At 42.3% G+C, this 17,987-nt stretch carries 18 protein-coding genes; 9 read left to right on the top strand and 9 right to left on the bottom strand.

Annotated features, from left to right (window positions below; all coding sequences use genetic code 11):
- The first annotated feature begins 79 nt into the window (after nt 1-79).
- Nucleotides 80-856: a peroxide stress protein YaaA gene (gene yaaA / locus AACL30_RS06830; RefSeq protein WP_339058118.1), complete on the top strand. Its 777-nt coding sequence runs from the start codon at nt 80-82 to the stop codon at nt 854-856.
- Nucleotides 857-935: 79 nt separating this feature from the next.
- Here the strand turns inward: yaaA and thrC are convergent, their stop codons facing one another.
- From thrC to thrA, 3 genes are read right to left on the bottom strand one after another with little or no spacing between them, the layout of a single operon-like run.
- On the bottom strand, nt 936-2,225 hold the full coding sequence (gene thrC, locus AACL30_RS06835; RefSeq protein ID WP_339058119.1) for a threonine synthase: 1,290 nt from the start codon (nt 2,223-2,225) through the stop codon (nt 936-938).
- Nucleotides 2,226-2,228: 3 nt separating this feature from the next.
- Nucleotides 2,229-3,161 (bottom strand): homoserine kinase, encoded by a 933-nt coding sequence (thrB, locus tag AACL30_RS06840; RefSeq protein WP_339058120.1) that lies wholly within the window; start codon nt 3,159-3,161, stop codon nt 2,229-2,231.
- Nucleotides 3,162-3,163: 2 nt separating this feature from the next.
- Entirely contained in the window at nt 3,164-5,632 is a 2,469-nt protein-coding gene (gene thrA, locus AACL30_RS06845) for a bifunctional aspartate kinase/homoserine dehydrogenase I (protein WP_339058121.1), read from the bottom strand.
- 396 nt (nt 5,633-6,028) lie between these two features.
- Here thrA and arcA point away from each other — a divergent pair, with 396 nt between their 5' ends.
- Entirely contained in the window at nt 6,029-6,745 is a 717-nt protein-coding gene (gene arcA, locus AACL30_RS06850; protein ID WP_339058122.1) for a two-component system response regulator ArcA, read from the top strand.
- Between the two features lie 45 nt (nt 6,746-6,790).
- Here arcA and gpmB read toward each other — a convergent pair whose 3' ends face one another.
- A complete protein-coding gene (gene gpmB, locus AACL30_RS06855) occupies nt 6,791-7,435 on the bottom strand; it encodes a 2,3-diphosphoglycerate-dependent phosphoglycerate mutase GpmB (RefSeq protein ID WP_339058409.1) in 645 nt (214 codons plus the stop codon).
- Nucleotides 7,436-7,597: 162 nt separating this feature from the next.
- Here gpmB and prmB point away from each other — a divergent pair, with 162 nt between their 5' ends.
- From prmB to AACL30_RS06880, 5 genes are read left to right on the top strand one after another with little or no spacing between them, the layout of a single operon-like run.
- On the top strand, nt 7,598-8,530 hold the full coding sequence (gene prmB / locus AACL30_RS06860; protein ID WP_339058123.1) for a 50S ribosomal protein L3 N(5)-glutamine methyltransferase: 933 nt from the start codon (nt 7,598-7,600) through the stop codon (nt 8,528-8,530).
- Nucleotides 8,527-8,658, top strand: a complete 132-nt coding sequence (locus AACL30_RS06865; protein WP_339058124.1) for a hypothetical protein — start codon at nt 8,527-8,529, stop codon at nt 8,656-8,658. The genes prmB and AACL30_RS06865 overlap by 4 nt, the downstream gene beginning before the upstream one ends.
- Nucleotides 8,659-8,667: 9 nt before the next feature.
- A complete protein-coding gene (aroC, locus tag AACL30_RS06870) occupies nt 8,668-9,735 on the top strand; it encodes a chorismate synthase (RefSeq protein ID WP_339058125.1) in 1,068 nt (355 codons plus the stop codon).
- Nucleotides 9,729-10,280: an elongation factor P hydroxylase gene (locus AACL30_RS06875; RefSeq protein WP_339058126.1), complete on the top strand. Its 552-nt coding sequence runs from the start codon at nt 9,729-9,731 to the stop codon at nt 10,278-10,280. The genes aroC and AACL30_RS06875 overlap by 7 nt, the downstream gene beginning before the upstream one ends.
- The gene (locus AACL30_RS06880) at nt 10,264-10,548 is read left to right on the top strand and encodes a YfcL family protein (RefSeq protein WP_339058127.1); all 285 of its coding nucleotides are present in this window, start codon (nt 10,264-10,266) and stop codon (nt 10,546-10,548) included. The genes AACL30_RS06875 and AACL30_RS06880 overlap by 17 nt, the downstream gene beginning before the upstream one ends.
- A gap of 119 nt (nt 10,549-10,667) precedes the next feature.
- Here the strand turns inward: AACL30_RS06880 and recJ are convergent, their stop codons facing one another.
- From recJ to dacB, 4 genes are all read right to left on the bottom strand, one after another.
- Nucleotides 10,668-12,398: a single-stranded-DNA-specific exonuclease RecJ gene (recJ, locus tag AACL30_RS06885; protein WP_339058128.1), complete on the bottom strand. Its 1,731-nt coding sequence runs from the start codon at nt 12,396-12,398 to the stop codon at nt 10,668-10,670.
- 502 nt (nt 12,399-12,900) lie between these two features.
- Entirely contained in the window at nt 12,901-13,899 is a 999-nt protein-coding gene (rpoS, locus tag AACL30_RS06890; protein WP_339058129.1) for an RNA polymerase sigma factor RpoS, read from the bottom strand.
- Between the two features lie 54 nt (nt 13,900-13,953).
- The gene (gene nlpD / locus AACL30_RS06895) at nt 13,954-14,928 is read right to left on the bottom strand and encodes a murein hydrolase activator NlpD (RefSeq protein ID WP_422389579.1); all 975 of its coding nucleotides are present in this window, start codon (nt 14,926-14,928) and stop codon (nt 13,954-13,956) included.
- Nucleotides 14,929-15,142: 214 nt separating this feature from the next.
- Complete coding sequence (gene dacB / locus AACL30_RS06900) at nt 15,143-16,627, bottom strand: serine-type D-Ala-D-Ala carboxypeptidase (protein ID WP_422389580.1); 1,485 nt, start codon at nt 16,625-16,627, stop codon at nt 15,143-15,145.
- A 197-nt stretch (nt 16,628-16,824) separates the two neighbouring features.
- Here dacB and AACL30_RS06905 point away from each other — a divergent pair, with 197 nt between their 5' ends.
- Both AACL30_RS06905 and greA read left to right on the top strand, forming a co-directional pair.
- A complete protein-coding gene (locus tag AACL30_RS06905; RefSeq protein WP_339058130.1) occupies nt 16,825-16,947 on the top strand; it encodes a hypothetical protein in 123 nt (40 codons plus the stop codon).
- A gap of 29 nt (nt 16,948-16,976) precedes the next feature.
- The gene (gene greA, locus AACL30_RS06910) at nt 16,977-17,465 is read left to right on the top strand and encodes a transcription elongation factor GreA (RefSeq protein WP_339058131.1); all 489 of its coding nucleotides are present in this window, start codon (nt 16,977-16,979) and stop codon (nt 17,463-17,465) included.
- A gap of 163 nt (nt 17,466-17,628) precedes the next feature.
- Here the strand turns inward: greA and yhbY are convergent, their stop codons facing one another.
- Nucleotides 17,629-17,922, bottom strand: coding sequence for a ribosome assembly RNA-binding protein YhbY (yhbY, locus tag AACL30_RS06915; protein WP_339058132.1), 294 nt, complete (start codon nt 17,920-17,922; stop codon nt 17,629-17,631).
- Nucleotides 17,923-17,987 lie beyond the last annotated feature (65 nt).

Consider the following 17,987-nt stretch of genomic DNA (forward strand, 5'->3'; position numbering starts at 1 on the left):
CGTATATACCCTTCGCCTTGCACATTATTTTTTTGCTAATTTAACATCCTGATCTGCTTATACCAAAATGGATATCATTATGCTTATTGTCCTTTCTCCTGCTAAAACGCTTGATTATCAAAGTCCATTGGCAACCGACAAATTCACTCAGCCTAAATTGCTCGACCAATCACAAAGGTTAGTTGATATTTGTCGTACGCTTACGCCAATAAAGCTCGCCGGTCTGATGAAAATCAGCAATAAGCTGGCCACGCTAAATGTAAAACGTTTTAATGAATGGCAAACTAAATTGACGTTACAGAACGCCCGTCAGGCTATTTTAGCTTTTAAAGGGGATGCCTATATTAGTATGCAGCCACAGCATTTCACCGAGGCTGATTTTGATTTTGCGCAACACCATTTATGCATATTGTCTGGTTTATACGGTTTATTACGCCCGCTTGATCTAATACAGCCTTATCGTCTAGAAATGGGGACGAAATTAATTAATCCCGTCGGCAAAGATCTTTATGCTTTTTGGCAAGATAGTTTAACCAAACAATTAAATCAGGCGTTAGAAAAACAGGGAGATGCGGTGCTGATTAATCTGGCTTCTGATGAATATATCAACGCATTAACACCTGAAAAATTGGCAGGCACCTTGGTCAAACCCGTTTTTCTCGATGAAAAAAACGGTAAATATAAAGTAATCAGTTTTTATGCTAAAAAAGCGCGGGGATTGATGAGCCGTTTTATTATTAAAAATCGATTAAAAAAAATAGAACAATTACGTGATTTTAATTGCCAAGGGTATGCATTTGATCCTGGGCTATCAGTAAAAAATGAGCTGGTATTTAAACGATCAGAGCCGCGATGAATGACTTCCCCAAACGGCTATACCCGCGCGGTTAACAAGACGAAGGGTATACGCGCCGCTATGGAGGTAGTTTGGGGCGTTATTGAGACTGCTGAAGTAAAAAAGCGCGTAATTGAGCGTAATCCACCGGTAAATAATGTGAAAGCAAGGGTAAATTTATTCTGGTTGCTAAGGCTTCGGGTAACGGCAGTTGCTGTTGCAAAATAGATTCGACACTTTCTTTGAATTTCGCCGGGTGTGCCGTTGCTAAAAATAAACCGAACTCATCCTGGTGTAATTTTTCACGCAATACCTGGTAAGCAATGGCAGCATGAGGCTCTGAGATATATCCCAGTGTTGCGAGTTCACGCATGGCATCTTGCGTTGTTTTGTCGCTGACTGCGCCATAAGCTAAATCCTGTAACGACCATTTCTTACGGCGAAATAATTCTTCAACCCGTGGCCAGTTGTTTGGCGCACTAACATCCATGGCATTCGATAAAGTCGCTACCGTTGGATTAATCTGCCATTTTCCGCTGCTTAAAAAACGTGGCACGGTATCGTTAGCATTGGTAGCGGCGATAAAACGTTTGATCGGTAGCCCAAGTGATTTAGCCAATAAACCGGCGGTTAAATTACCAAAGTTGCCGCTGGGTACGGCGATCACCAATTGATCTCTCGCTTCTTGAGGACATTGCGCGACGGCTTCAAAGTAATAACAGATTTGCGCCAGTAATCGGCTGATATTGATCGAGTTGGCGGAATTTAGATTCACTTTCTGCCGTATTTCTGTATCGTCGAAAGACTGTTTGACTAAGGTTTGGCAAGCATCAAAATCACCGTCGATAGCGACAGTGTCAATATTGCCGCCTAGGGTGCAAAATAGCTTTTCTTGCAATGAACTAATTTTTCCACGCGGATAGAGGATGACAACACGGACGTTTTGCAAACCATAAAAAGCATGCGCCACTGCCGCGCCCGTATCCCCAGAGGTGGCGGTTAAGATAGTAACCGGTTTATCGGTAGCCACTGTCGCTAACATTTGCGCCATAAAACGCGCGCCAAAATCTTTAAATGCTAATGTCGGGCCATGAAATAGCTCCAGTACCGCTATTTTTTCGCTGATGGTTGTTAGCGGAGCTGGAAAGGTAAAGGCCGCTTTCACTTTTTTCTGCATGATCTCCGGCGTAATTTCATCACCAATAAAAGTAGAGAGAATACGGCTACTGCGGGTGACAAAATCTTGCTTTAACAGGTGATCTATCTCTGTTGATTCCAATACCGGCAATTCAAGTGGAAAAAATAAGCCTTGTTGCTTTCCCAAGCCCTGTGTTAACGCCTGGATAAAACTGACTTGCTGGTGGTTATCTTTTAAGTTGTAAAATTTCATATATTATTCCGATAATTGACGAGCGCCAGTGCGAGCAAGACGGCAGATATGAACAAAACCTTGGTCATTTTGCAGATAATTATCATTCAAATAATTAGCTATCTCTTCTGCTACCTCTTTCTTATTACAGATCGCAAATAAAGTAGGACCCGAGCCTGAAATGCCACAAGCCGAAGCCCCTTTTTTCATTACTTCTTGGCGAGCGGTATCAAAACCAGGTAACAGCTGAGTGCGATAGGGTTCGGCGATCACGTCTTTCATCAATTTCGTCGCTAACTCGGGTTGTTTAGTATGACAAGCATGGATAAATCCCGCTAAACGACGTCCATAGTCGATGCAATCTTGTTTGCGGTATTGATCAGGTAAAATGCGTCTCGCCTCGAGGGTAGAAACTTTAATCCCGGGATAAGCCATGACCCATAACCAATCATCAAAACCAGGAATGAATTGATTGATACACTGATCTGCCTCTAGAATTAATTGCATACCACCCAGATAACAAGGTGCGACATTATCATAGTGAACTCCCCCAGAGATATTTCCTTCCATCTCACCCATCATCGATAATAACGCGGCTTCTTTTAAAGGATGGCCACAAAATTGATTTAACGCAACGAGAGCCGCGACGATTGAACAGGCACTAGAGCCCAAACCTGAGCCGATCGGCATATTTTTTTCTAGCCGCATCGTTACCGCTATCTCTTTGCCTATTTCTTTACAAAAACGTTCCCAGCATTGATAAACAATATTTTTTTTCTCATTTTGTGGCAATTTGCCTTTAAAGCGCCCCTCATTGCATAAACTAAAGCAATTAGCTGCTTCAATGCTGATACAATCACCCAGAAGGAAGCCATCAATAGGAGATACCGCCGCCCCTAACACATCAAAACCGACACTGACATTACCTATTGATGCGGGCGCAAAAATTTTAATCATCTTTAATTTCCCTGCTTCCAAGATAATGTGCGTAAAATGTCAGCAAATATACCCGCTGCAGTGACGTCATTACCAGCACCATAGCCGCGTAGTACTAAAGGTAATGGCTGATAATAACGGCTATAGAAGGTCAATGCATTTTCACCATTCTTGATTTTGTTGAGTGGATCATGACTATCAATCTCTTCTATACCCACTGTACAATCGCCGTTTTCTTCAATTTTGCCAACGTAACGCAATACTTTATTTTCTTCACCGGCTTTTTTTATCTTTTTACTAAAATTTTCATCTACCGACGGTAAACGGCGCATAAAAGTAGCAATGTCACCTGAAGTATCAAACTCTGCTGATAATACAGATGTCACCTTAATATCATTCAATTCCAATTTAAAACCGACTTCTCGAGCTATAATCAACAACTTACGTGCTACATCCATTCCTGACAAATCATCACGCGGATCCGGCTCGGTATAGCCTAATTTTTTCGCTTCAGCAGTGGCGTCTGATAACGTCATGCCTTCATCTAATTTACCGAAGATAAAAGAAAGTGAACCGGATAAAATCCCCGAAAATCTGACTAACTTATCGCCGGCATTAAGCAAATTTTGCAAATTTTCTATCACAGGTAAACCCGCGCCGACATTAGTATCATAGAGAAATTTACGGCGTGATTGCGTTGCGGTGATCCGTAATTGATTGTAATAATCCATTGACGCCGTATTGGCTTTTTTATTCGGCGTCACCACATGAAAGCCTTCTTGGAGTAAGTCGACATATTGTTCGGCGATTTCTTGACTGGAAGTACAATCAACAATAATCGGATTAAGTAAATGATTTTTTTTCGCCAGATCGCGAAAATGATGCAGGTGGTATTTTTCTGTCGACAATTTGAGTGCCTCCCGCCAATGGGTGAGGGGGATACCATCAGCGTGCGTCAACATAGTTTTAGAATTGGCAATCCCGCACACCCGTAAGTCGATATGCTTTTGTTTCAGCCAATTTTTTTGTCGATGAATTTGTTCGATTAATGCGCTACCTACGCCACCAATACCGATGATGAAAACCTCAATGATTTGATTCGTATTGAATAAAATTTGGTGACAAACACGAACCCCGGTTGTCGCCATACGATTATCTATTACCGCAGAAATAGAACGTTCAGAAGAGCCTTGTGCGATCGCAATAATATTGATATTAGCATGTGCTAAAGCGGAAAAAAAACGAGCGGAGATACCACATTGTGCACGCATTCCATCTCCAATGACCGAGATAATAGCCAGATCTTTGATGACATTTAATACATCTAACAATCCTTCTTTTTGCTCGGGAACAAATTCTTGCTCTAACGCGGCTAAAACCAGTGATAATTGCTGCTGCGGCACACAAAAACTGATGCTGTATTCGGAGGAAGACTGAGTGATCAACACCACAGAAATGCCGCTACGCGACATAGTAGAAAACACCCGTGCGGCCATCCCGACCATGCCTTTCATTCCTGGCCCTGAGACGCTAATCATGGCGACATGATTCAGATTAGTAATCCCTTTCACTAAATAATTGTCGTCATCATTCTTTTGATCGCTAATTAACGTTCCTGGCGCTTGTAGATTAGAGGTGTTTTTAATCAAACAAGGTATCTTAAATTGAGAAATAGGGCTAATGGTACGTGGATGAAGTACTTTAGCACCGAAATAAGAAAGCTCCATCGCTTCTTGATAGGAGAGTGATTTCAGCAATTTTGCATCGGGTACCACTTGTGGATCACAGGTGTAAACACCGTCAACATCAGTCCAAATTTCACAACAATCCGCTTGTAAACATGCCGCCAATACTGCCGCGGAATAGTCGGAGCCATTGCGCCCCAAGAGTACCAATTCATTTTTATCGTTACCCGCAATAAAACCCGCCATAAGTATAATGTGAGTGGTCGGGATATTTTTAGCACCAATACGTAAAGTAGAGGCAGCCACATCTACGGTGGATTCAAGATAATCTCCTTGAGCCAGCAAATTTTCAACTGGATCAATCACCGTGACCTCAAATTTTTTTGCTTGTAACAATGCGGCCATTATTGCAATAGAAAGTTTTTCACCACGACTAATAATAGTGGCATTAATAGCAGCGGGACAATGCCCTAACAAAGAGATCTCATGCAGCGATTGTGTCAATTGTGTAAATTCTTGTGCTAGCAAATTGTTTAACGATTGTTCAGCTATGTTGGGATGCGCTTGAGCAAGTCCTAAGATTAAATCAGAAAAAATTTGTTTAGCGTTATTAATGATCGGTAACACATCTTGTTTTGCTATGACCGTGTCGATCATAGTGACTAAATAATTAGTAATTTTGGCTGGCGCAGATAACACAATTGCCACTTGTTTTTCTTTATTTGCATTGTTTTCAACAATATTGGCAACAGACATAAATTGTGGTGCATTGGCTACTGAGGTGCCCCCAAATTTCAGTACTCGCATTTTTTATTTTCTCCGATGTTTACTTGAGTAATGATCTGCACAGATTATACCCTTCGCCTTTCATGTTGGCTGCGGGTACTCACCGAATCACGTAGTATGTCTACGCTATCGGTTTCACACCCTGATCCCGCCTAGCGGCAACTTGAAGGACTGTGGGTATATTCTTCGAGCCTATTTTTTCTTTGTTTTTGTATAAACACTTAAACATAATTCATTAATTATTAATATTATGTATCCATTTATTTTCTTAAAACTTTTCTAAGGGTTTTTCACAAAAGTGTTAACGTGCTACAATCAAGCCTGGTATCTATCAACAACATACTGTTTTACAAGGTAGTTTTAAAATATGCTTTTGAAATATAGTTTTGTTGGCAATCTTGCTCTTAGGTAGTAAACATGCAAACCCCGCATATTCTAATCGTAGAAGACGAGTTAGTCACTCGTAAGACATTAAAGCGCATTTTCGAGGCGGAAGGCTATATTGTTCATGAAGCCATTGATGGAGAACAAATGCACCATATCCTATCTGGCAATCAGATTAATTTAGTGATAATGGACATCAATCTGCCCGGTAAAAACGGCTTGCTACTTGCTCGAGAACTACGTGAACAAGCTGACGTTGCTTTAATTTTCTTAACGGGCAGTGATAATGAAATAGATAAGATGCTCGGTTTAGAAATTGGAGCGGATCACTACATCACAAAACCTTGCAATCTACGTGAATTGACTATCCGGACGCGTAATCTGCTTTCGCGAACCATGAGATTGGGAACCGTAAATGAAGAAAGTAAAATAATTGAAGGCTACACATTCAATGGTTGGAAACTGGATATTAATAGCCGTTCACTAATTAGCCCGACAGAGAAACATTATAAATTGCCACGTAGTGAATTCCGTGCCTTACTGCACTTTTGTGAAAATCCTGGCAAAATTCAATCTCGAGATGAATTATTGCAAAAAATGACGGGGCGTGAGCTCAAACCGCATGATCGCACAGTAGATGTCACCATCCGACGCATCCGTAAATACTTCGAGTCGATATCAGACACGCCGAAAATTATCGTGACCGTTCACGGTGAAGGCTATCGCTTTTGTGGTGATTTTACTCAATAAAATTATCATCTATCGATGAATAGACTCTAATGGCGATGATGGTTCCTACTTTGTGGAAGTGCGATAATCAGTAAGATACGAAGTATCACCCGTACTTTCAATAATCCAACCCTCAGCAAGCCAGGAACTCTTTTGATAATCAATACGGGATAATGAACCATTACGTAGTCGCAGACGTCGGCGAGAGTATGCAGGTAAACCAAGAAGAGTACTGATTAAGCAGCTTAGTGCAATACCATGACTTACTAGTAATGGTTTGCTGTCATCCGGTAGAGCAAGGCAACTTTCCAGAGCAGCGTGCATACGGGTCGCCAGTGCTGCCATGGATTCTCCTTCGGGGATGCTAGCATCTACGCTCCCCTCCACTATGCTTCTACGCCATCTCTCTTCTTCTTCGGTCAAGCTTTTAATTTCTCGCCCTTCTAATACGCCCATATCCAGTTCTTGCAAACGCGAATCTGTGGTTATCTGGAGACCACCGCAGGCCGCCGCAATAATTTCTGCGGTTTGCTTCGCACGGTTCAAATCGCTGCTAATAATATGAGTAATTTTTTCGATTTTAACGCGGTTAGCGACTAACTTTGCTTGTCTTTCCCCTTCAAGCGTCAGGGGGCTATCAGATTGCCCCTGAATGCGCTGTGCAACGTTCCATTGTGTTTCACCGTGGCGAACAAGATAGACCTGTAACATGTTTTTTCCCATTGCGTTAAGTTAGCTCCAGCATGTTCAATTTATTATGTATCATTTTTTCGGCTTCAACCAGGTAGAAACTTGTATGCCATGCTCATAGCCCTTGACTTCGTTGGTGACTGTTTCAAAATAGCGGCTAATGGAACGAGGAGAGCTGAAAAATTGAATAAAATGGCGATCGATGACACGGTAAGAGAACTGCACAGCATTGGAGATATGTTGCGTTGGGCAGTGAGCCGATTTAATAGCGCCGATCTTTATTATGGCCACGGCGCTGATAATCCCTGGGATGAAGCACTACAACTGATTTTGGCTACTTTATATTTACCAATAGAAATGCCGACAGAGATCCGCTCTTCCCGTTTAACATTAAGTGAACGACGGCTAATTATCGAGCGGATAAACCGGCGGGTCGATGAACGTATCCCTGTGGCCTATTTGACTCATCAAGCGTGGTTTTGCGAGAGGGAGTATTATGTTGATGAACGGGTTTTAGTACCACGTTCACCCATTGGTGAATTAATCAACAAAAAGTTTGCTACTTTATTACCGCGCACACCTAAACATATTTTGGATCTCTGTACTGGCAGTGGCTGTATCGCTATTGCTTGTGCCCATGCCTTTGCACAAGCAGACATCGATGCGGTCGATATTTCAGAGGAGGTTTTAGCAGTAACCGAATACAATATTCAGCAGCACGCTGTCGAGCAGCAAGTGACTCCGATCCTTTCTGATTTATTTCACGCCTTGCCGCCGATTCAATATGATCTTATTGTCACCAATCCGCCTTATGTCGATACTGAAGATATGGCAAATTTGCCGCCAGAATTTTGTTTTGAACCTAAATTGGGCTTAGCGGCAGGGGAGGATGGTCTGGAATTAGTGCTTCGGATCTTGGCTTGGGCTCCCGATTTTTTACAAGATGATGGGGTGTTAATTTGTGAAGTGGGTAATAGTATGATGCATTTAATCAGACAATATCCGGATGTAGCGTTCACCTGGTTAACTTTTGAACATGGCGGTGACGGTGTCTTCATGCTCACTAAACAACAATTGCAGCAATATCATCATTATTTCAGTTGCTATACTCAATGAATTTCGAGTTACGGCAAGGCGACCAGGGGGTGAGACCGATGAGCGTAGATATACTACGTAATTCGGGTGAACACCCGCAGCCAACGCCGCCGTGGCTTGAAAGGCGAAGGGTATATCGTGATAAATAAGGCACTCTGATGGCAGGCAACAGCATTGGGCAACTCTTTCGTGTTACGACCTTTGGCGAGTCTCATGGCACCGCCTTAGGAGGGATTGTTGACGGTGTTCCCCCGGGTCTTACCCTAACCGAAGAGATTTTACAACGGGAACTTGACCGTCGTCGGCCTGGCGGCTCTTGTTACACTTCTCCCCGACGTGAGTTGGATCAAATTCGTATTTTGTCTGGGGTGTTTGAAGGGAAAACAACGGGAACCAGTATTGGATTAATGATTGAAAATACCGATCAACGTCCACAGGATTACAACTCTATTAAAAATATTTTTCGCCCTGGGCATGCTGATTTTACCTATCAGAAAAAATACGGCACTCGTGATTATCGAGGGGGAGGCCGCTCCTCTGCTCGTGAAACCGCCATGCGTGTTGCCGCCGGTGCCATTGCTAAACATTATTTATCTCAAAAATTTGGGGTAAAAGTACGAGGCTACTTAGCGCAAATGGGCACCCTTTACTGTGAATTAAAAGATTGGGATTTTGTCGAACAAAATCCCTTTTTTTGTCCAGACGAAAGCAAAATAGCTGAACTCGATACGTTGATACGAACCCTGAAAAAAGAGGGGGATTCTATTGGCGCTAAAGTGACCATCATTGCTGACAATGTGCCTGTTGGTTTAGGTGAACCTGTTTTTGATCGCCTCGATGCGGATTTAGCGCATGCATTGATGAGTATTAATGCAGTAAAGGGTGTTGAGATAGGAGCCGGTTTTGCGGTGGTTAGCAAAAAAGGCAGTGAAAATCGTGATGAAATAATGCCCCAAGGTTTCACCAGTAATCATGCCGGGGGGATCTTAGGCGGTATTAGTACTGGGCAAGCACTGGTGAGCCACATCGCGTTAAAACCGACTTCAAGTATTAGGATCCCTGGGCGCACAATTAATCATCAGGGTGAGGCAGCCACTATTATTACCGGTGGGCGCCACGACCCCTGTGTTGGCATTCGCGCCGTTCCTATCGCTGAGGCGATGGTAGCCACTGTGTTAATGGATCATGTATTACGTCAAAGAGCACAATGTGGAGAGCCATGGTGATCCATCATTATCAACAATTAATCACTATTTTTAATCAATGCTTTGCCAATAGTGACAATACCAGATTATTAAAGGGAGATGACGAACCGATATATCTACCGGCCGATGAAACAACACCCTATCATCGGGTGATTTTTGCGCATGGTTTTTATGCGAGTGCTCTGCATGAAGTGGCTCATTGGTGTATTGCTGGAGAAAAACGTCGACAATTAGTTGATTATGGTTATTGGTATTGTCCAGATGGACGTGATCTTCAAACCCAACATCAATTTGAAAATGTGGAGATAAAACCTCAAGCGCTAGAATGGTTATTTTGTGTGGCGTCGGATTTTCCTTTTAACGTGAGTTGTGACAATCTGCAAGGAGACTGTGAGCCGGATCGGCTCGCTTTCCAACATCGTGTTCGTCAACAGGTATTGTCATATTTACAATATGGGATTGCTCCTCGTGCTCAGTACTTTATCCGCGCGTTGCAACTGTTTTATCAAACACCGCCGCTGGCCGCAATACATTTTAAGGAAGAGAGATATGCTCGAAAAATTTGAAACGCGAATTTTAGCTCAAATCGATGATATGGTGGAATATGCTGACACTGATAATTTATTTGCCAGTGGTTACTTATGTGGCCATGTTACGCTTGCGGTTGCGCAAGCAAAAGAGCATGGTGAACATTCTGTTGAACAGCTGCATATTCGGGTAAAACGTAGTTTAGAAAAAGCAGTGAAGGCCGGTGAGTTATCGCCTCCGGATCAAAGATTGGTATTTAATATGTGGCATTACTTGTTACACCAAGCTCAACATGAAGAGCGTTAGAGCCTGTTCGAAATTTTTTCATCAATTGAGCGTCGCTCAAGAAGATTTCGAATAGGTGCTTAAATCTGTTACGAAGGGGCGCTATTCACTCCCTTTTTAACCGTACTATTTTTGTGTGGTCAAACAGGCCAAAGTTGTTGTACTAACAGCTGCAATTTTCTTCTGCCCTTAAATTCATTAATATCTAATTTATAAGCCAGATTTGCTGCTACAGTGGCGCTATTCGGCCATAATTTAGTATCAATATTGAACGCAATGCCATCGAGTAGAGGCCCCCCTAACACCGATTGCAATATTAATTTTAGATGCTGTTCACCGACCAATCGTTGTTGCAAAATACGAAATTGACCATCAAAAATCGGCTCAGGAAAAGCTTGACCCCAAGGGCCGGCTTCACGCAATAACTCCGCGGTTTCTTGTGACAATTCGTCGATAGAAAGTTCACCATCAGACCAAATGACCCCTTCAAGCTGGGATGCATCCAAGCATCCGGCAACCAAATCTGCAAAGCGCTGACGGAATTCTTCAAATTTATTTTCTGCCAGCATTAATCCTGCCGCCATCGCATGGCCGCCAAATTTTGATATCAACCCAGGGTTTTGTGTATTCAGCTGCTCTAATACATCACGCAAATGTAAACCCATGATCGATCGGCCAGAGCCTTTTAACATCCCATCGCCGGCAGGCGCGAAAGCGATAACGGGGCGATGAAAGCGTTCTTTAATACGGGATGCTAAAATGCCAACGACACCTTGATGCCATTTTTTATGATACATAGCAATACCATAAGGCAGTATGTGATTTGGGTCTTCTAAGGCATTACACAATGCTAATGCTTCTAGTTGCATCCCTTGTTCGATTTCACGCCTTTCCTGATTGAGAGTATTTAGCTCTTCCGCTAATATCCGAGCTGCGAGGGGATCGTCGCTCAATAACAACTCAACGCCAATCGACATATCATCTAAGCGCCCTGCCGCATTGAGTCGTGGACCAAGAAAAAAACCTAAATCACTAGCGACTAAATTTTTGGCATCTCGCTTAGCAACATCCAATAAAGCTTGGATGCCAGGCCGACATCTTTTGGCGCGGATACGGCTCAAACCTTGATGTACTAAAATACGATTATTACTGTCCAATGGAACCACATCCGCCACCGTGCCTAAAGCCACTAAATCGAGTAATTCAGCTAAATTAGGTATCGGTAGTGTTTTTACTGCAAACCACCCTTCATTTTTGAGTCGAGCACGTAATGCCAACATCAAATAAAATGTCACCCCTACCCCAGCAAGAGACTTAGAAGGAAAGCAACAATGTTTTAAATTGGGATTGATGATAGCGTCGGCGTTGGGTAAAGTTTCTCCTGGCAGATGGTGATCCGTCACTAGAACGCGTATTCCCTTTTGATGCGCTAATTCGACACCGGCATGAGAAGAAATGCCATTATCTACCGTAACAATCAATGCTGCATTTTGGCGGGCTACGCGCTCGACTATCATGGGGCTCAGTCCGTAACCTTCTTCAAAACGGTTAGGCACCAAGTATTTCACATCCTTTGCCCCCATACTGCGCAGTGCCAACACCGCCAACGCAGTACTGGTTGCACCATCAGCATCAAAATCTCCAACGATAACGATACACTGACCTGTCTCCATCGTCTGTTGTAATAGATCGACCGCGGTATCAATTCCCGCCAATTGCTGCCATAACAGCAAACCTTTGACTCCCCGTTCTAACTCTTGTGTTTCTTTGACACCACGCGAGACATATAAACGACGCAATAATGAATGAAGTCGAGGAAGATGCGCTTCAAGTTGCACATCACGACGGCGTAGTTGAGTTTTCATTATCATTAGTTTTCACCGTCATTTTTTGCGAACTTGTATTATCCTGAACATGTTCAGTATTCATTGAAACAGTCTCATCATATTAACATGCTAAAAGGTATTTTCAATTGAGTCGGCCTACACTGTGTTAAAATGCAGCGACTAACAGCGAAAGCTCTTCGACATAGCTACGACAGCAATGAATACCACAGGAAATGCAGGGTTTTAAGCCTGTGGAGAGACTAGATCGCTCTATGAAACAGGAAGCCACTGAGGCAAGTCAGATCTCAATCTGAGTGTTGTAGGCATCCCTGTTATTTATCATGGGGAGGGTGTCAAAATCACGCAGGACATGAGGCTCGATTTCTTTAGCTAAAAAAAATTTCGAACAGGCTCAAATAAATACGACTAACAGAAGATCAGAAAATAACATCCATCAAATGGCCACGCTCGACGAAGCGAATTAAAATGATGTTACTACACGATTTTAATTTATTCATCCGCGAGCGGTGATCACAGGACAGTAAAATTATTGCCTAAATAATGCTTCAATGCATAAACCCTGGGTTTGTAGAATTTCACGTAGACGGCGTAGCCCTTCAACTTGTATTTGGCGAACACGTTCACGGGTTAATCCGATTTCTTTGCCAACATTTTCAAGCGTTGCCGCTTCATATCCCAACAAACCAAAACGACGAGCCAATACTTCTCGTTGTTTTGCATTAAGTTCAAATAACCATTTAACGATACTGTGCTTCATGTCATCATTTTGCGTCGTATCTTCTGGTCCATTTTCACTATCGTCGGAAAGGATATCTAATAACGCCTTTTCTGAATCTCCCCCTAATGGAGAGTCAACTGAAGTGATACGTTCATTAAGACGTAGCATACGGCTCACATCATCCACCGGTCTATCGAGTTGCTCAGCAATTTCTTCAGCACTCGGTTCATGATCCAATTTATGAGCAAGTTCACGAGCAGTACGCAAATAAACATTTAATTCTTTTACAATATGGATGGGTAAGCGAATCGTTCGGGTTTGGTTCATAATTGCCCGCTCAATCGTTTGACGTATCCACCAGGTGGCGTAGGTCGAAAAACGAAAGCCACGTTCAGGATCAAATTTTTCTACTGCACGAATCAGACCAAGATTCCCTTCTTCAATTAAATCAAGCAACGCTAAACCACGATTACCGTAACGTCGCGCAATTTTGACTACCAGCCGTAAATTACTTTCTATCATTCGTCGCCGTGATTGTTGATCACCACACAATGCACGCCTTGCAAAATAAACTTCTTCTTCCGCAGTCAACAACGGCGAATAGCCAATTTCACCAAGATAGAGTTGGGTTGCATCCAACACACGTTGAGTAACATTTTGTAGCAGCAGATCATCTTCTTCCAATTCATCTTCAAGAATTTCATCTTCCATTGATGATTTTTCATCAAACATTCCGAGAGCCGAATTTTCTTCATCAAAATCAGGCTCCTCATGTAACTCGTTAACTTTCAGCGTATTTTTACTCATATGCTGCTCCTAGCAGTGACACCGAGAACAGAATTTCAACACATTCTGTCCAATTTATCGCTGCGGGAGATAACGCAGCGGGTTGACGGATTTCCCTTGATAACGAATTTCAAAATGCAATCTAACTGAATGGGTTCCCGTATTACCCATGGTTGCTATTTCTTGCCCTGCTACGACTTCTTGTTTTTCTTTGACCAATATTGCATCGTTGTGAGCATAAGCACTGAGATAATCATCACTGTGTTTAATGATGATCAAATTACCGTAACCACGTAGCGCGTTGCCAGAATAGACGACCCTGCCCTTAGCCGCCGCAAATATAGACTGGTTGCGCTTACCTGCGATTTCTATTCCTTTATTACCGTTTGGATCGTAGTTGCCGATGATTTTTCCGTCGGCTGGCCATTTCCATTCGACCATAGCTTTGTGATTACTAGCCTCTTCTTTAGGAGAGTTTGGTGTGCTAATAGCTGATTTAGCAACAAAAACGGAACTTTTTGGTAACATTGTACCAACATTTTGTTTACTTGGATTTGCAGAGTACCTGTTAGTTGATTCAAAATCAATTGTTGTGGCTGGTATTTTATTCGAGAGAGGAGATGAGGTTTTTGGCTCGGATCCATTGCCTAATTTAATGGATTGCCCAACGTTGAGGTGATAAGGTTCAGCAATATTATTCTTACTGGCTAAATCACGGTAATCATTTCCCGTTATCCAGGCAACATAAAACAAAGTATCACCATGATTCACGGTATAAGTATCACCGTTGTAGCTTCCTTTAGGGATAGTATCGTAACTACGATTATAGATGATAGGGCTCTTAACTGGAGTCTTATCAATGACGGATTTATTAATGACACCCTGGGGTGTTTTTTTTCTCTCAGCTGATTTTTGTATCACATTTTTATTACTGGCCGCCCTAATCGGAGCAGGGGTGGTGACGTTATTACTGCAACCAACCAACCATAAAGCCACCACTGTACATGCCACAACTCGGCATAAAATAATCATAGGGCTTTCCGTGCTCATATTTTCTCCTCATTATCACGGCAGAGTGCTTGTAATAGAGCGATCATGTCATCTTTTTTAGCCTTGTTAAACAAGATTTAAAATAAGCGCTAAGAGCCTGTTCGCAATCTCTTGTGCTCGCTGATATTTTAGACTTCCGGCATAATCTACTGTGTGACACGAGTTCTACGTTACGCGGTGCCCAAAATGCTCAATTTCGAATAGGCTCTAAGACTCAATTATTTTTATAAATATCTTTATAAAGACGACTTTCAAAGCGAAGCAAGGGTACCCGCCGATTACGTTGTGCTTCAGGAGGTACAGCATACCCCGACAAAAACTGTACAAAGGCCATACGTTGTCCACTGGCGGTGGTGATAAAACCCGCTAAATTATAAACACCTTGTAACGCGCCTGTTTTAGCTGAAACTTTGCCAGTAACCCCTGCTTCGTGCAGGCTGCCTCGATAGAGCAAAGTCCCATCATGACCTGATAAAGGTAACATTGAAATAATGTTCAGTTTCTTATCATTCTGAGCAATATATTGTAATACTTGCATCATAGTGGTAGGGGAAAGCAAATTGTGACGCGATAAGCCTGATCCATCCACCACAATACTATTACCCAAATCAATACGCGCTTTTTCTCTTAATACCTGCCGAACTGCATTGGCACCCGCTCTCCAGGTTCCAGGTACACCAAAACGTTGATGACCTATAGTGCGAAAAATACTGTCGGCGATTAAATTATCTGATTTCTTCAACATGGCTTTTAGCAATTGGGGCAAATGCGCTGACTGAACTTGTGCCAATATGTTATTTGTTGGCTTACTCTTATTTAAAAAAGTTGTTGCAGCGATAGTTTGCTGCCGTAAATGACCATCAAGTTGAATACCGGCTTTTTTTAATTCATTTTTGATAATTGCACCGGCATAACTGGCGCCATTTTGTATGGCTATAGCAAGACGTATGGGATCCTCTCGCCGTGTCAAACAGCCTCGGAGGGTAAACTGGTTTAATTCACCCGGAACGATGTCTAGTTCACAATATTGTGCCTCCACTGATCCTTTAGCCAAAGTGCGAACTTCACTAGACACTTGTACAGGATAAGAATAAGGCTCAACAAATGCTGTATTACCGGGATCTTGTGCACTCTGGAGAGAAACAGAAAAACAGTTACGATCAACAATAGCAGCAGCAGGTGGGGTGCTAAAACATTGAACCGTGTCGTTCCAAGACCAACCTGGCGCCATGTCATGACTAGAAAAAACAGAGGTATCGACTATAAAATTGCCGGTGATCCGCCGGATACCTGTCTTTTTAAGTGTGGTGATCATATCGCGTAATTGCTGACGAGTTAACGTCGGATCACCACTAAAACGGATAATCAAATCGCCCGACAGCGCACCATTGGTGACAATGGCAGGACTTTCTAATGTCGTTGTAAAACGGAAATCAGCTCCCAGTTGTAATAAAGCCGCAAGTGCTGTTAATACTTTCTGCGTACTGGCGGGTAATGCCATACGATCAGCATGGTAATTTATAAGCGGGGTTTTGGAACCTATTTTCTGTACTATCAGCGCAAGATTGGCACCATCAGGAAGAGAGGGTATATAGCTTTCAATGGGCTCCGCATGAACACGCATATTACAACACAGCATCACTATCGTAACGGTATAAGCCAATCTATTCACAATTTGTGACAGGTAGGTAATTTTCATAAACGCTAGGTTAAGGGTGGCAGCACAAATATTTAAAAGTGTAATAAATAATAGCATGCTACAACAGGATAAGAGTGAAAACTAAAAGTCTATTTGAAATTAAACGGTGATTACAAAAGAACTCTACGTTAAAATGAATTCCAAAAAAATCAGGTGTATTTTACTCCAAAGTAATTGGCTCTGACTGTTTTTTTGTAATGACTGTTATACCCCTTGCCTTTGAAGTTGCCGCTAGCGGCCAGGGGATGAGGCCGATGAGCGTAGACATACTACGTGATTCGGCGAACACTCGAAGCCAACATCAAAGGCGAAGGGTATAAAATAAAATCGATGTTAGAGGTAATAAGCTATGGCACAGATTCCGATGACGGTTTGTGGCGAGGAAAAATTGCGTAAAGAGTTGGAATATTTAAAAAATAAGCGGCGTCAGGAGATCATTACTGCTATTGCTGAGGCACGCGCACACGGTGATTTAAAAGAAAATGCAGAGTACCATGCTGCTCGCGAGCAACAAGGATTTTGCGAAGGCCGCATTCAAGAAATTGAGACTAAACTGTCTAATGCTCAAGTAATAGATGTCACTGAAATAGTCAATAATGGCAGAATAATTTTTGGATCAACAGTGACTGTCCTTAATATTGCTACAGATGAAGAGTATATTTATCGTATTGTTGGCGATGACGAAGCTAATGCTAAACAAAATTTAATTTCGGTCAACTCACCCATGGCGCGTGGTTTGATCGGTAAACAGATCGATGATACGACGGTGATTACAACACCAGGTGGTGACATCGAATATGACATTATTGCAGTAGAATATTTATCCGACGCGCCGTAAAGCCCGACCTTTCAGAGGCTGCCGCAATACAGGAAAACAGAATTGACTCTACAAACGTATCCATTTTGCGATAGCCCCTAAATATACCCAATGAATTTCGAGTTACGGCAAGGCGGCAACTTCAAAAGCAAACGGTATAAACAAAGATATAAAATGGTAATCATTAACGTGGTAACACTATCTTACGAACTTTAGCCGGGCGATAAAGGACAAGAATATTACCAATAATTTGCACGATAGTTGCGTTGGTTTTATCAACAATGGTATCAGCGATGTTGGATTTAGTTTCACGTTTTTCAGTAGTAATTTTTATCTTGATAATTTCATGATGTTCTAGTGTTTGTTCAATTTCTGCTAACACCGCTTTGGTTAGTCCATTATTGCCAATCATCACCACCGGTTTTAGTGGATGAGCGAGGCTTTTCAAGTGTTGTTTTTGTTTATTATTTAAATTCATTGTCTTTTTTACTTAAATTAGGATTGAAAACGGCGTATTCTAACGCCATCTTAAGCAGATGCCAA

The sequence above is a fragment of the Candidatus Regiella endosymbiont of Tuberolachnus salignus genome, from assembly GCF_964020115.1.
GTDB lineage: Bacteria > Pseudomonadota > Gammaproteobacteria > Enterobacterales > Enterobacteriaceae > Regiella > Regiella insecticola.